Source organism: Stenotrophomonas sp. As-7, assembly GCF_030291015.1.
GTDB lineage: Bacteria > Pseudomonadota > Gammaproteobacteria > Xanthomonadales > Xanthomonadaceae > Stenotrophomonas > Stenotrophomonas lactitubi.
In genome coordinates this window covers 1,954,424-1,968,595 of sequence record NZ_CP127405.1, presented here as the reverse complement: position 1 = coordinate 1,968,595, position 14,172 = coordinate 1,954,424, and the positions used below count along the sequence as shown (strand labels likewise).

Below are 14,172 nucleotides of genomic sequence, written 5' to 3'. Positions count from 1 at the left end.
TGGTGAAACCGCGCCTCAGTGTGAAACCGGGACAACGGAGCCTTCAGAGGATACCTGAAAGCGTGCCACGTTGGCTCGCTGATAGGGCGTCAGATCGACGATAGCGCCGTTCTGCTGAACCTGGACCGCCGAAGCATTGCCCAAGGTGACGCGGGCAACCTGGCCCGGTGTGAAGCTACGGCTCTCACCGGACTTGATGAGCGCCTTCTCCACGGTGGCGCCATCGGGGCCACCGATATCGACCCAGCTGTCGCCGCTGAACTGCATGTCCAGGTTGGCGGCCGGCGCCGGCGCAGCCCGCGGCACCGGGGCCAGCGAGGCGACGTAGGGGGTAGCGGTCGGCTTGATGACGGGCGCGGCCGCCACTTCGGCGGGCGCTGCAGCGGCGGACCCGGGACCGGCCGGGGTAACCGGTACGGCGGCCGGGATCACGTCCAGCGAGGCGGTGTTCGGCGAAGGCGCGGTGCCATCGAAGTGGCCACGGGTGGCGAACCAGACCGGGACCGCCAGCACGGCGGTAATACCGACATACAGCGCACGGCGGCCGAGATTCTCGGCGATCCGGCGCGCACGCGGGGTGTGGGTGTGGCTGACCAGGGTCGGCGGAACCACCGGGCCAACCTGGGCCTGTTCCAGCAGTTCGCTGACATCGACACCGAGCAGACGGGCATAGCTGCGCAGCTGGCCGCGCACGAACACCGGCGCACCCAGCTTCTGCCACTGCTCGTGCTCGAGCGACTTCACCACTTGAACCGGCATGCGCAGGCGCTGGCCGACGTCTTCGAGGGTCAGTCCGGCGGCCTCGCGGGCCTGGCGCAGGCGGGTGCCGCAGCCGGCCACAGTCTCGAGATCGCTCACAGTCTGGTCATCAATCACAATGCATCAACCCTGGAGTTAGGAGCCCGCGTCCTGCGGAAATTCCTGTCGAATCCGCTGAAGATAGCGATCAGATGCCGCCTGATCACCCAGTCGCGCCTCGATTTCAGACGCAAGTTGTAACACGGAACGCGTGGCCGGTGCAGCCGCAATCCTACGTTCGGCGAAGGCCCGGGCCTCCATGAACTGGCCGCGACGGAAGCTCAGCTGGGCCATCGCCTCCAGGGCGACCGGGTTGTCCGGCACCTGCGCCAGAGCGGCCCGCAGGTCGCGCTCGGCGCGTTCAAGCTGGCCAGCGTCCAACGCACAACCACCGGCATTGGCCAGGGCAGCAGCGGGCGTGGCGTAGTCCGGGGCAGCCAGGGCACGATCGAACCAGACCAGCGATTCGGCCGAGTGGCCGTGCTGGCACAACCATGCCGCGTAATTGTTGAGCACGTCACCGCGTTGCGGCGCCAGCTCCGCAGCGCGACGGAAACCATCCCCCGCCTGCTGCTCGCGCCCCCTGCGGTCTTCGACTCCGGCCAGCAGCATCACCGCATCCACCCCGCTGGGCTGGAGCTTCAGCGCACGGCGCACCTTGCGCTCGGCCTCGTCCAGATTGCCCACCTGCATGTCGCGGGCGGCCAGCGCCAGCAGATCCTCGTAGTGGAACTTCTGGCGTACGCCCGGTGCATCACGGACGCTGTGGATCGGCGCGACCCCGCCCGGGCCGATCGGAATCTCACTCGTGGTCGTGCAACCGCCCGCTGCCAGTGCCAGCGCGCCTGCGAACAGGGCCACCGGCAGGCGATCAGGCCGCCGCATCGCTCCCCTTCCCTGCCTGCAGTGTCTTGTTGAACTCTGCCTGGCGGCGGGTGCGGTCCATGACCTGGCCCTTGAGCTGGCCGCAGGCGGCGTCGATATCGTCGCCACGGGTACGGCGCACCATCGTCAGCACGTTGCTGTCGAGCAGGATCTTCTGGAAGGCGCGGATATGCGCTTCTTCGGAACGCTCGTAGCGGGTGCCCGGGAACGGGTTGAACGGGATCAGGTTGACCTTGCCCGAGTCCCTGGCCTGCACCGCGTTGTCGAACTGGTGCATCAGCCGCGCCAGCTGGCGGGCATGCTCGGGCTGGTCGTTGATGCCCTTCATCAGGGTGTATTCGAAGGTGACCGATTCGCGGCGCTTGTTGGCGCGCAGGTAGCGTGCGCAGGAGGCCATCAGCTCGGCGATCGGGTACTTCTTGTTGAGCGGCACGAGGGTCTCGCGCAGCTCGTCGTTCGGCGCATGCAGCGACACCGCCAGCGACACGTCGCTTTCGGTGGACAGGCGGTCGATCTGCGGCACCAGGCCGGAGGTCGACAGGGTCACGCGCTTGTTGGCCAGGCCGTAGCCCAGATCGTCGCGCATCACGCTCATGGCGCGCACGACGTTGTCGAAATTCATCAGCGGCTCGCCCATGCCCATCATCACCACGTTGGTGAGGCGGCGCATCTGGTGCGGCACGTTGCCCAGGTGGCGCGCCGCAATCCACACCTGGCCGATGATCTCGGCGGTGGTCAGGTTGCGGTTGAAGCCCTGGGTAGCGGTGGAGCAGAACGTGCAGTTCAGGCCGCAACCGACCTGCGAGGACACGCACAGCGTGCCGCGGGTCTTGTCGGGGATGTACACGGTCTCGATGGCGTTCTTGCCATCAACGCCCATCGCCAGCAGCCACTTGTGGGTGCCGTCGGCAGAGGGTTTGTCGAAGATGATGTTCGGGACGAGGACCTCGGCATGCTCCTGCAGCTTGGCGCGCAGGACCTTGCCGAGGTCGGTCATCTCATCGAACTCGGTGACGTAGCGATGGTGGATCCACTTCATCACCTGATGGGCGCGGAATTTCTTCTCGCCGAGAACCTCGACGAAAAACTTCTCCAGGCCCGCGCGATCGAGGTCGAGCAGGTTCTGCTTGCCAGCCGTGGGTGCCGACTTCGGCAGCGGCTGGATGGCGATTTTCTGTACGACCTCGTTCACGGCATTACTCTCAGCGCGAGACGACTTCGGTGGCGGCGAAGAAGTAGGCGATTTCAATCGCTGCATTCTCGACCGAGTCCGAGCCGTGGGCGGCATTGGCATCGATGGATTCGGCGAAGTCGGCGCGGATGGTGCCCGCAGCGGCTTCCTTCGGGTTGGTGGCGCCCAGCAGGTCGCGGTGGGCCAGGACGGCGTTCTCGCCTTCCAGGGCCTGGATCATCACCGGACCGGAGATCATGAACTCGACCAGTGCGTTGAAGAACGGACGCTCGCGGTGCACGGCGTAGAAGCCTTCGGCTTCACGGCGCGACAGCTGCTTGTACTTGGCGGCCACGACCTTCAGGCCAGCCTTTTCAAAGCGGGCGTAGATTTCGCCGATGACGTTCTTGGCAACGGCGTCCGGCTTGATGATCGAAAGGGTGCGCTCCAGCGCCATGGGATGTCTCCAATGGAATCGGGCCGCTGATGGCCCGAAGGGTAACAAAAAAAAAGCCGCGTCGAAACGCGGGCTTAGCCTGATAAACGTGTGCGGATTGTAAAAGATAAAGCCCGCGCGTGGTAGAGGGCCGTGCGGCCCTCCAGTAGAGCCGAGCCCATGCTCGGCTGGCCTTTGGGCCGAAGAGCAGCCGAGCATGGGCTCGGCTCTACAGGTTCAGGTCCGCCCATTCACCCACCTGAGTGAAATCTGACCGGCCCAGGCATTTTTGCTGCACTGCAAAATGCCATACGGTACCGTCTGGTTCTAGTATCAAACAATCGTTTGATTAAGGTCCGCCCGCCCGATGGCCAAGCCCGCCCACTTCTCGACCAAGGACCGGATCCTCGGCGCCGCCGAGGAGCTGTTCGCCCAGCACGGCTTTGCCGGCACCTCGCTGCGCCAGGTCACCAGCCAGGCCGACGTCAACATCGCTGCGGTGAACTACCACTTCGGCTCCAAGGAAAACCTGGTCAACGAGGTGTTCCGCCGCCGCATGGACGAGATGACCGGTGCCCGCCTGGCCCAGCTCGAGCGCGCCCGCAACGAACACCCTGGGCAACTGCGGCCGGTGCTGGCCGCCTTCGTCGAGCCGGCCCTGGCGCTGGCCCAGGACCGCCAGAACGGCGGCGCCTTCGTCCGCGTGATCGCCCGTGCCTACGCTGAAAAGAACGACAACCTGCGCAAGTTCCTGTCCGACCACTACGGCCACGTGCTGCGTGAGTTCGGCAAGGCGATCGCCACCTGCGTGCCTGGCCTGAGCAAAGAGGAGCTCTATTGGCGCCTGGATTTCCTGGCCGGCTCGCTGACCTATGCCATGGCCGATTTCGGGCTGATCAAGCGACCCGCCGGTGTCACCGAAACGGCGCATCGTGCCCATGCCGCGCATGAACTGATCCATTTCGCCGAGGCCGGATTCCGCGCCGCCGCCCGCAGCGGCAGCGCCCTGCCCGCCTCCATTGATTCCACCCAGTAACTGCTGACCAACAAAGGCCCTACACCATGTCCAATTCCCTGCTAGTCCGCCGCGCCGCCGTGCTGGGTGCCGGCGTCATGGGTGCCCAGATCGCCGCCCACCTCACCAATGCCGGCGTCGACACCGTACTGTTCGACCTGCCCGCCAAGGAAGGTCCGGCCGATGGCATCGTGCTGAAGTCGATCGCCAACCTCGGCAAGCTGAGCCCGGCACCGCTGGCCAGCAAGTCGCTGGCCGAAGCCATCACCCCGGCCAACTACGAGACCGGGCTGGAACAGCTGAAGGACTGCGACCTGATCATCGAGGCCATCGCCGAGCGCATGGACTGGAAGCAGGACCTGTACAAGAAGATCGCCCCGTTCGTGGCCGACCACGCGGTGCTGGCCTCCAACACCTCGGGCCTGGGCATCAACAAGCTGGCCGACGTGCTGCCGGAACAGCTGCGCCACCGCTTCTGCGGCGTGCATTTCTTCAATCCGCCGCGCTACATGCACCTGGCCGAGCTGATTCCGGCCACTACCACCGACGCCAGCGTGCTGGAAGGCCTGGAAGCCTTCCTGGTCACCACCCTGGGCAAGGGCGTGGTGTACGCCAAGGACACCCCGAACTTCATCGGCAACCGCATCGGCGTGTTCTCGATCCTGTCCACCATCCACCACACCCAGCAGTTCGGCCTGGGCTTTGATGAAGTGGACGGCCTGACCGGCCCGCTGGTCGGCCGCCCGAAGTCGGCCACCTACCGCACCTCCGACGTGGTCGGCCTGGACACCATGGCCCACGTCATCAAGACCATGGGCGATACCCTGCCGAATGACCCGTGGCATGAATTCTTCAAGTCGCCGAAGTGGCTGGATGCGCTGATTGCCAAGGGTGCACTGGGCCAGAAGACCGGCGCCGGCATCTTCCGCAAGGTCGGCAAGGACATCGTGGTGCTGGACCTGGAAAAGCAGGACTACCGTCCGGCTGACCGCGCCGCCGCACCGGAAGTGGTCGAGATCCTGAAGATCAAGAACCCGGCCGAGAAGTTCGCCAAGCTGCGCGAGAGCCAGCATCCGCAGGCGCAGTTCCTGTGGGCGACCTTCCGCGACCTGTTCCACTACAGCGCCTACCATCTGGCCGACATCGCCGAGACCGCGCGCGACGTCGACCTGGCCATCCGCTGGGGCTACGGCTGGTCGCTGGGCCCGTTCGAAACCTGGCAGGCCGCCGGCTGGAAGCAGGTCGCACAGTGGATCGCCGATGACATCGTGGCCGGCAAGAGCATGAGCAACGCCCCGCTGCCGGACTGGGTGTTCGATGGCCGCGACGGTGTGCACGCCGCCGAGGGCAGCTACAGCCCGTCGCGCAACGCCAAGCTGCCGCGCTCGTCGCTGCCGGTGTACCAGCGCCAGCGCTTCCCCGATCCGCTGCTGGGCGAGAAGTTCGCACCGGGCGAGACCGTGTTCGAGAACGACGGCCTGCGCATGTGGCACGACGGTGATGGCATCGCCGTGGTCAGCTTCAAGACCAAGATGAACACCGTGTCCGACCACGTGCTGGATGGCCTGCAGGAGTGCGTCACGCGCGCCGAGAAGGACTTCCAGGGCCTGGTGATCTGGCAGCAGAAGGAGCCCTTCTCCGCCGGTGCCGACCTGGCCGGCGCGCTCGGCCTGCTGCAGGCCGGCAAGGTCGACCAGTTCGAGGAAATGGTGCACAACTTCCAGCGCACCAGCCAGCGCATCAAGTACTCACTGGTGCCGGTGGTGGCTGCGGTGCGTGGCCTGGCCCTGGGTGGCGGCTGCGAATTCCAGATGCACAGCGCCAAGACCGTGGCCTTCCTGGAAAGCTACATCGGCCTGGTCGAGGCCGGCGTCGGCCTGCTGCCGGCCGGTGGCGGCCTGAAGGAACTGGCCGTGCGCGCCTCGCAGGCCGCAGGCCCGGGCGGTGACGTGTTCGCCGAACTGAAGAAGACCTTCGAGACCGTGGCGATGGCCAAGGTGTCCAACTCGGCGGTCAACGCCCAGGAACTGGGCCTGCTGCGCAGCACCGACAAGGTGGTGTTCAACAGCTACGAAGCGCTGTACATCGCCAAGGCCGAAGCACGTGCGCTGGCCGAAGCGGGCTACCGTCCGCCGCTGCCGGCACGCCGCATCCAGGTGGCCGGTGACGTCGGCATCGCGACCTTCAAGATGATGCTGGTCAACATGCTGGAAGGCCGCTTCATCAGCCCGTACGACTACGAGATCGCCGAGCGCATCGCCACCGTACTGTGCGGCGGCAAGGTCGACCGCGGCACCCTGGTCGACGAAGAGTGGCTGCTGACCCTGGAGCGCAAGCACTTCGTCGAACTGGCCCAGCAGGAAAAGACCCAGGCCCGCATCGCGCACATGCTCAAGACCGGCAAGCCGCTGCGTAATTGATTGATGGTGGGTGCCGGCTTCGGGTCGGCATCCCTCTGCCTCTGGTAGGTGCCCACCTTGGTGGGCACACCGGCAAAAAACTTCGAGAGATCACTGCAATGACCAAGCAAATCCAGGACGCCTACATCGTCGCCGCCACCCGTACCCCGGTTGGCAAGGCGCCCAAGGGCATGTTCCGCAACACCCGCCCCGACGACATGCTCGCCCACGTGCTGCGCAGCGTCGTCGCACAGGCGCCGGGCGTGGACGTCAACCGCATCGATGACGCGATCATCGGCTGTGCGATGCCGGAAGCCGAGCAGGGCATGAACGTCGCCCGCATCGGCGTGCTGTTGGCCGGCCTGCCGAACACCATCGCCGCGCAGACCGTGAACCGCTTCTGCTCCTCCGGTCTGCAGGCCGTGGCGCAGGCGGCCGACGCCATCCGCCTTGGCAATGCCGACCTCATGCTGGCCGGCGGCACCGAATCGATGTCGATGGTGCCGATGATGGGCAACAAGATCGCGATGGCCCCGAGCGTGTTCGACAACGACCACGTCGCCATCGCCTACGGCATGGGCATCACCGCCGAGAAGGTCGCTGAAGAATGGAAGGTCTCGCGCGAAGACCAGGATGCGTTCGCCCTCGCCTCGCACCAGAAGGCCATGGCCGCCATCCAGAACGGCGACTTCAAGGACGAGATCACCCCGTACGAGATCGTCTCGCACCAGCCCGACCTGGCCGACGGCAAGCGCATCATCACCCGCAACAAGGTGGCCGACACCGACGAAGGCCCGCGTCCGGATTCCTCCGCTGAAGGCCTGGCCAAGCTGCGCCCGGTGTTCCGCAACGGCCAGTTCGGCGGCACCGTCACTGCCGGCAACTCCTCGCAGATGAGCGATGGCGCCGGTGCGGTGCTGCTGGCCTCGGAGCAGGCGATCAAGGATTACGGCCTGACCCCGCTGGCCCGTTTCGTCAGCTTCTCGGTGGCCGGCGTGCGCCCGGAAGTGATGGGCATCGGCCCGATCGCCGCGATTCCGAAGGCGCTGAAGCAGGCCGGCCTGACCCAGGACCAGCTGGACTGGATCGAGCTCAACGAAGCCTTCGCTGCACAGTCGCTGGCGGTGATCCGCGATTGCGGCCTGGACCCGAGCAAGGTCAACCCGCTGGGCGGCGCGATCGCCCTGGGCCACCCGCTGGGTGCGACCGGTGCGATCCGTACCGCGACCCTGCTGCACGGCCTGCGTCGTCGCCAGCAGAAGTACGGCATGGTGACGATGTGCATCGGTACCGGCATGGGCGCAGCGGGTATTTTCGAGGCGCTGTAAGGTTCAAAGCGTTGCCTCGTTGGGCTTCATGGCGTGGGCCGGGTTGGCAGGGCTGCCCGGGACACGCCGTGAACCCTTCCATGGGGGCTCGATGGCGCCATCCATGGCGCCAACGGTCCCGGGCAGCCCTGCCAACCCGGCCCTTCCAGCCTCCCCGCGGCGGAGGGATGAGCAAAGGCAGGATCAAAGGCTGGGGTCAGAGCCCTTTGCTACGCAAAGGGATCCGACCCCGACTCGACGCTCGCGGAAACAAAAAAGGCAGCCATCGGCTGCCTTTTTGCTTTTGCTCTTGCCCTTGATTCCACCCTTCCCGTCCGCGCCCGCAGGAAACTGTCGAGAGGCGTGGGCAGGCCGCTGCAGGACCGTTGGCGCCATGGATGGCGCCATCGAGCCCCCAGGGATGGGTTTACGGCGTGTCCTGCAGCGGCCTGCCCGCGCCTCCCCCACTTTGGCAGGAAGGCGCTGACGGAGCGCTTGATAAAACCTTATTCCGCCAGCATCGCCGTCAGCTTCTCCCGCGCCGGGCCGGCCAGCTTCGGGTTGTCCAGCGCAAAGCGGATCGTCGCCTCGACCAGCCCCAGATGGGTGCCGCAGTCGAAACGGGTGCCTTCGAAACGATAGGCATCGACCTCGTCGGTCTTCAGCAGTTCAGCGATCGCATCGGTCAGCTGGATTTCGCCGCCGGCACCGGTCCGGGTCTGCTCAAGCAGCTCGAAGATCTTCGGGCTCAGCACGTAGCGGCCGACGACCGCCAGATCGCTCGGCGCGTCTTCCGGCTTCGGCTTCTCCACGATCTGCGAGATACGCCCCTTGCGGCCATCGAACGCCTCGGTGGCGACGATGCCGTAACTGGCCGTCTTGTCGTGTGGCACGTCTTCCACAGCGATGACGCTGGCGCCGCTGGCCTCGTTGAGGTCGGCCATCTGTTTCAGTGCACCCGCGCCGCGGTTCCAGATCAGATCATCCGGCAACAGCACGGCGAACGGCTCGTCACCGATGACCGCCTTGGCGCACAGTACCGCGTGGCCCAGGCCCAGAGCCTCGGCCTGGGTGACGAAGATCGCGCGCACGCCTTCCGGCAGCACATGGCGGATCAATTCGAGCTGCTCGTGCTTGCCCGCGCGCTCGAGCTTCTGCTCCAGCTCGTAGGCCTTGTCGAAATAGTCGGCGACAGCGTGCTTGTAGCGATTGGTGATGAACACCAGGGTGTCACAGCCCGCTTCGATCGCCTCATCCACGGCGTACTGGATCAGCGGCCGATCGATGATCGGCAGCATCTCCTTTGGCACCGTCTTGGTCGCCGGAAGAAAACGCGTGCCCAGACCTGCTACTGGAAATACTGCCTTGCGAATGCGCTTGCTCATTGGTGCCTGCTGGCCTCACGTGCCGGAAAGGGCACAACCTTAGCGGAAGAAATGTAAGCATCCTGTTCGATTGGCGAGAATTCCGGCATGGTCGCGAACAGGATTTCCTGGATCGTATCGATGTCGTACCTGGCAATCGCCTCGCGCAGCTTGGGCACGTTGCCCAGCACGACGTCACGCGAGAACGCACGTACGCCGGCTTCCAGGATCTTCGGGTGCGCGGTCGGCCGGTAGTCCTCGTCGGAATAGAACAGCGTCTCGTGCAGCTTCTCGCCCGGGCGCATGCCGGTGTAGATGATCGGGATGTCCTTGTAGGGCTGCTTGCCCGCCAGGCGGATCATCTGTTCGGCCAGCACCCGGATCGGCACGGGCTCGCCCATGTCCAAGGTATAGATCGCGCCGTGCGACGCCGACGCGGCCGCCTGCAGGATCAGCTGGCAGGCCTCGGGAATGGTCATGAAATAGCGGCTGACCTCCGGGTCGGTCACCGTAACCGGGCCGCCCTTGAGGATCTGCTCGCGGAACAACGGCACCACGCTGCCGGCCGACGCCAGCACGTTGCCGAAGCGCACGGTCACGAAACGGGTGTGCGTGGACTTCTGGTCCAGGCTCTGGCAGATCATCTCCGCATAGCGCTTGCTGGCGCCCAGCGCATTGACCGGGTCCACCGCCTTGTCGGTCGAAATGAACACAAAGTGCTCGACGCGGGCTTCCAGGCAGGCGCGGGCCACGTTCTCGGTGGCCAGGATGTTGTTGCGCACGGCTTCGCGCAGCTGACGCTCCAGCACCGGCACATGCTTGTAGGCGGCCGCATGGAAGGCGGTGTCGACCGGGTGCAGCGACAGCGCATGACGGATCACCGCAGGATCGCCACAGTCACCGAGCACGGCTTCGATCTCGACATCGGGGAAGCTGCGGCGCAGCTCGCCCTCGATGGTCAACAGCAGCAGTTCACTGATCTCCAGCAGCACGATACGACCGGCACCATGGCGCGCGCACTGGCGACACAACTCGGACCCGATCGAGCCACCGGCACCGGTGACCATCACCGTGCGCCCACCCAACCAGCCGCGGATGAGGTTCCAGTCCGGCATGATCGGCTTGCGCCCAAGCAGATCTTCGATGGCCACTTCCTTCAACTGGCCCGGCAGCGACTGACCCTGCAGGATGTCGCTGAGCTTGGGCACCGTGCGGAACGGAATGCCGGTGCTCTCGCAGATGGCCACCACGCGCTGCATGCCAACGGCATCCAGCGAGGGCATGGCGATCACCAGCAGCTTGGCCGCGGTCTCCCGGGCCACCGCCGGTGCGTCGTCCAGCGTGCCCAGGATCGGCAGGCTCTGCAGCTTGGCGCCACGCAGGTGCGGTGCATCATCGAGCAGGCCAACCGGCTCGAAATTGCCGGATCGGCGCAGGTCGCGCACCAGGGTCTCAGCGGCTTGGCCGGCGCCAAGAATCAGCACGCGGCGCGCGGACGAATCGGACTGCAGCGACTGGTAGTCCTTCCACGCCCGGTACAACAGGCGCGGCGCGCCCAGCAGTGCCGACAGTGCGAACGGATAGATCACCAGCACCGACATCGGCACGCCGTTGAAGCGCTTCCAGGCCAGCACCAGAACAATGGCGATCAGGCCGATGAAGCTGGCCTTGAAGATGTTCAGCAGGTCGCTGACGCTGGCGAAGCGCCACAGCCCGCGATAGAGGCCGATACGCCAGAACACCAGGCCCTGCAGCGCCAGCACCAGCGTGGTGTCCACGTTCCACAGCGGCAATGCGGGAGCGTCGGCAAGGATCGAGTAACGACCTGCATGCAGCAGCTGCCAACAGGCCCATACCATGAACAAGTCGTGGCAGACGATGGCCGTACGCGGCATCAGACCGAGGATTCTGTCCCGCCAGGGTGAAGACATAGATCGAGTAATTCCTTATCGGTGGCGCAATCCATTGCGCAGGAGGAGCCACAGCAGGGTCAACGCGGCAAACCACGCGACCGCTACGGCAGCCTCCCACCTCGGCTGCAAATTGGTGCAGATATTGAACACTGTAATACTGAACAGGCCCAAAACAAAGTACATCCCTGTCACCTGGGGATGGCTGGCTCCTGCCTGGACCGCGCGCTGGTAGACGTGCTGGGTGTGGGGTTCCATCCAGCGTTGCCCGGAAAGCATGCGCGCCAACAGCGTGAAGCCCGCGTCCACAAGGAAGGCGGACAACGGCAGCAGCAGCAGGATCCAGTTGATGTCGGTGTGCACTGCAGCGACGGCCAGCACCACCGCCACGGCATAGCCCAGCGCGCCGCTACCGACATCACCCATGAAGATCCGGGCCTGCGGAAAATTGAATGGCAGAAAACCCAGGCACGCCAGGCCAAGCACGATGGCCACCAGCGAATAGGGCCAGGGCAGCACCATCGCGAAGCCCAGCGCAACGATGACTGCCTGGCTGCTGGCAATCCCGTTGATCCCATCCATGAAGTTCCAGATGTTGATCAGCGAGGCGGTGAAGAACAGCACCAGCAGGCTCAGCAGCCAGCTGCCCCCGTGCATCTTGACCAGTCCCGCCAGCAAGGCGGCGGCGAGGAAATGCACCAGCAACCGGCGCATGGCCGGGAGCGGCCGATGGTCATCCCACCAGCCAATGCCAGCAACCAGCGCCAGGCCAAGGCTGGCGACAGCCAGGCTGACTGCAGCGTCCGGCCAGACGCAAGCGGCCACGGCCGCCGCAACCAGCAGACTGATCACGATGGCGATACCGCCACCACGCGGGGTGGCGACGCTATGGCTGCGGCGCTCGCCGGGCTGGTCCAGCAACTGCCTGCGCAGTGCGTACACGCGCGCCGCCCAGGTCAATGCCGCGCTGAGCAGGGCCAGGCCCAGCAGCGCGGCCATCACAAGCCACGGCATGGTTCAGAGCACCGCGTAATTCAACAGCGGCTTGACCGTGCCCCACTCCTTGCAGCTGGGGCATTGCCAGTGGTGGGTACGCGCGCCGAATCCGCAGCGGGTGCAGCGGTAGGCAGGATTGCGCACCAGCAACTGGTCGGTGATGTGCTTGAGGTCGTGCAGGGTCGCGGTGGAATCTGCGCCCTCGGCCAGAGTGAGGTCGATCAGTGCCGATTCGCCACGCACCGACGGGCGATCCTTGAGCTGGCGGCCAAGATAGGCGCGGGCAGGTGCGACACCCTCCTGCTCTTCCATCAGGCGGGTCAGCGCCAGCACCGGGGCGATGCCGCGGTAGTGCTCGGTCATCTCGGACAGGAAGGCGCGCGCGCCGCCCAGGTCACCGACCTTGCGGTAGTTTTCCATCAGCGCCGGCAGTACTTCCGGCAGGTACTCCGGATCGTTGCGGGCAGCACGCTCGAAGGCGCGCACGGCAGCCTCGGCGTTGCCTGCATCGGTTTCCAGGCGGCCCTCGATGATGCCGGCACGGACCGACATCGCATCGGCCTGGTAAGCGCGGGCGATGGCCGCCCTCGCCTCTTCCAGCTTGCCAGCGCCACGGAAGCGCTCGGCGAGCTCGCATTCGAACTGCCCGATCAGCTTGCCCATCGGCTCGCCGGTGACATCTTCGAAGCGGGTAGCGTTGTCGATCGCCTTTTCCCAGTCACGCTCGGCCTGGTAGATGCCGATCAGGTGCTTGAGCGCCTGCGGTGCGCGCTGGTCCAGCTGCGCCAGTTCGGTGAACACCGTTTCGGCACGGTCCAGCAGGCCGGACTTCATGTAGTCCTCGCCCAGTGCCAGCAGGGCCTGCACGCGCTGCGCGTCACTCAGGTCCTGGCGGTTGACCAGGCCCTGGTGCAGACGGATCGCGCGATCCACTTCACCACGGCGGCGGAACAGATGGCCCAACGCGACCTGGGTCTCGAAGGTTTCCTTGTCCAGCTCGGCGATGTGCAGGAACAGTTCGATGGCCTTGTCCGGCTGCTCGTTGAGCAGATAGTTCAGGCCACGGAAATAGGTGCTGGACAGGTGGCTGACCTGGTTGTCACCGTGGCGTTGACCGCCGCGGCGTCCGATTACCCAGCCGGCCAGCGCCGCCAACGGAAGACAGAGGAAGAACCAGAACCACTCGGAAACGAATTCCATCTTCGATCAACGTCCATCAAAAGATTGGGAGGGGGCCACCGGCGCCGACGGTGCAGCCGCCGACTTGTTGGCACGGCGCAGCTGGCTGTAGAGCGGAATGACCACGCTTACCAGCACCAGGCCAGCACCGACCACGACACCGATCAGCAGGGCGGCAATCAGCGCCACGCCGACGGACGTGTTCAATTGGGTAAACAGCAGGTTGATCGACATGGCCGTCATGTTGACCGCACCGATGATCAGACCAAGGATGAGAACCGCCAGCAGGACCAGCAGACGAAAAACTTTCATGCGACAGCTCCATTGGCAGGAGGCCGTAGCTTATCCGACTCGTGGTGGGATTCGCACGAAGTCGCGCGACGGATGGCTCAGGCCGGATCTGCGTCCAGCGGCAGCACACTGCTGACCCGCTCGCGCAATTCCTTGCCTGGCTTGAAATGAGGGACATGCTTGCCCGGCAGGGCAACCGATTCGCCGGTCTTCGGGTTGCGACCCAGGCGCGGCGGACGGTAGTGCAGCGAAAAGCTGCCAAAGCCGCGGATCTCGATGCGATCGCCGGCCGACAGTGAGCCCCCCATCATTTCCAGCAATGACTTGACCGCCAGATCGACATCATCGGCCTTCAGGTGCGCCTGACGGCGCGCGAGGATTTCGATCAGTTCGGATTTGGTCATTACCGGCTCACATCAGG

General features: G+C 65.3%; 13 protein-coding genes. 3 read left to right on the top strand and 10 right to left on the bottom strand.

The window, feature by feature from the left end:
- Positions 1-15: 15 nt before the first annotated feature.
- The 4 genes from QP457_RS09280 to ndk are packed head-to-tail and all read right to left on the bottom strand — an operon-like array spanning position 16 to position 3,311.
- Entirely contained in the window at positions 16-876 is an 861-nt protein-coding gene (locus QP457_RS09280) for a RodZ domain-containing protein (protein WP_180166844.1), read from the bottom strand.
- 18 nt (positions 877-894) lie between these two features.
- Positions 895-1,683, bottom strand: coding sequence for a type IV pilus biogenesis/stability protein PilW (gene pilW / locus QP457_RS09275; RefSeq protein ID WP_205405675.1), 789 nt, complete (start codon positions 1,681-1,683; stop codon positions 895-897).
- Positions 1,670-2,875, bottom strand: a complete 1,206-nt coding sequence (gene rlmN, locus QP457_RS09270; RefSeq protein WP_032977561.1) for a 23S rRNA (adenine(2503)-C(2))-methyltransferase RlmN — start codon at positions 2,873-2,875, stop codon at positions 1,670-1,672. Before rlmN ends, pilW begins: the two co-directional genes overlap by 14 nt.
- Before the next feature lie 10 nt (positions 2,876-2,885).
- Positions 2,886-3,311 carry a nucleoside-diphosphate kinase gene (gene ndk, locus QP457_RS09265; RefSeq protein WP_008265389.1) on the bottom strand — a complete coding sequence of 142 codons (426 nt, stop codon included), beginning with the start codon at positions 3,309-3,311 and terminating at the stop codon, positions 2,886-2,888.
- A 346-nt stretch (positions 3,312-3,657) separates the two neighbouring features.
- Between ndk and QP457_RS09260 the strand changes: the two genes are divergently transcribed.
- From QP457_RS09260 to QP457_RS09250, 3 genes are all read left to right on the top strand, one after another.
- Entirely contained in the window at positions 3,658-4,326 is a 669-nt protein-coding gene (locus tag QP457_RS09260) for a TetR family transcriptional regulator (RefSeq protein WP_025875011.1), read from the top strand.
- A gap of 26 nt (positions 4,327-4,352) precedes the next feature.
- Positions 4,353-6,725, top strand: a complete 2,373-nt coding sequence (locus tag QP457_RS09255) for a 3-hydroxyacyl-CoA dehydrogenase/enoyl-CoA hydratase family protein (protein ID WP_089240532.1) — start codon at positions 4,353-4,355, stop codon at positions 6,723-6,725.
- Between the two features lie 98 nt (positions 6,726-6,823).
- Positions 6,824-8,032, top strand: a complete 1,209-nt coding sequence (locus tag QP457_RS09250; protein ID WP_191078906.1) for an acetyl-CoA C-acyltransferase — start codon at positions 6,824-6,826, stop codon at positions 8,030-8,032.
- Positions 8,033-8,517: 485 nt separating this feature from the next.
- Here the strand turns inward: QP457_RS09250 and galU are convergent, their stop codons facing one another.
- From galU to QP457_RS09220, 6 genes are all read right to left on the bottom strand, one after another.
- Entirely contained in the window at positions 8,518-9,396 is an 879-nt protein-coding gene (galU, locus tag QP457_RS09245) for a UTP--glucose-1-phosphate uridylyltransferase GalU (protein ID WP_100552310.1), read from the bottom strand.
- The gene (locus QP457_RS09240; RefSeq protein ID WP_165780973.1) at positions 9,393-11,306 is read right to left on the bottom strand and encodes a nucleoside-diphosphate sugar epimerase/dehydratase; all 1,914 of its coding nucleotides are present in this window, start codon (positions 11,304-11,306) and stop codon (positions 9,393-9,395) included. Before QP457_RS09240 ends, galU begins: the two co-directional genes overlap by 4 nt.
- A gap of 15 nt (positions 11,307-11,321) precedes the next feature.
- Positions 11,322-12,299 (bottom strand): glycosyltransferase family 4 protein, encoded by a 978-nt coding sequence (locus QP457_RS09235; RefSeq protein WP_205405676.1) that lies wholly within the window; start codon positions 12,297-12,299, stop codon positions 11,322-11,324.
- 3 nt (positions 12,300-12,302) lie between these two features.
- Entirely contained in the window at positions 12,303-13,481 is a 1,179-nt protein-coding gene (gene lapB / locus QP457_RS09230; RefSeq protein WP_032977571.1) for a lipopolysaccharide assembly protein LapB, read from the bottom strand.
- A 6-nt stretch (positions 13,482-13,487) separates the two neighbouring features.
- A complete protein-coding gene (locus tag QP457_RS09225) occupies positions 13,488-13,772 on the bottom strand; it encodes a lipopolysaccharide assembly protein LapA domain-containing protein (protein WP_025875021.1) in 285 nt (94 codons plus the stop codon).
- A 77-nt stretch (positions 13,773-13,849) separates the two neighbouring features.
- On the bottom strand, positions 13,850-14,155 hold the full coding sequence (locus QP457_RS09220; protein ID WP_005409286.1) for an integration host factor subunit beta: 306 nt from the start codon (positions 14,153-14,155) through the stop codon (positions 13,850-13,852).
- Between the last annotated feature and the right edge of the window lie 17 nt (positions 14,156-14,172).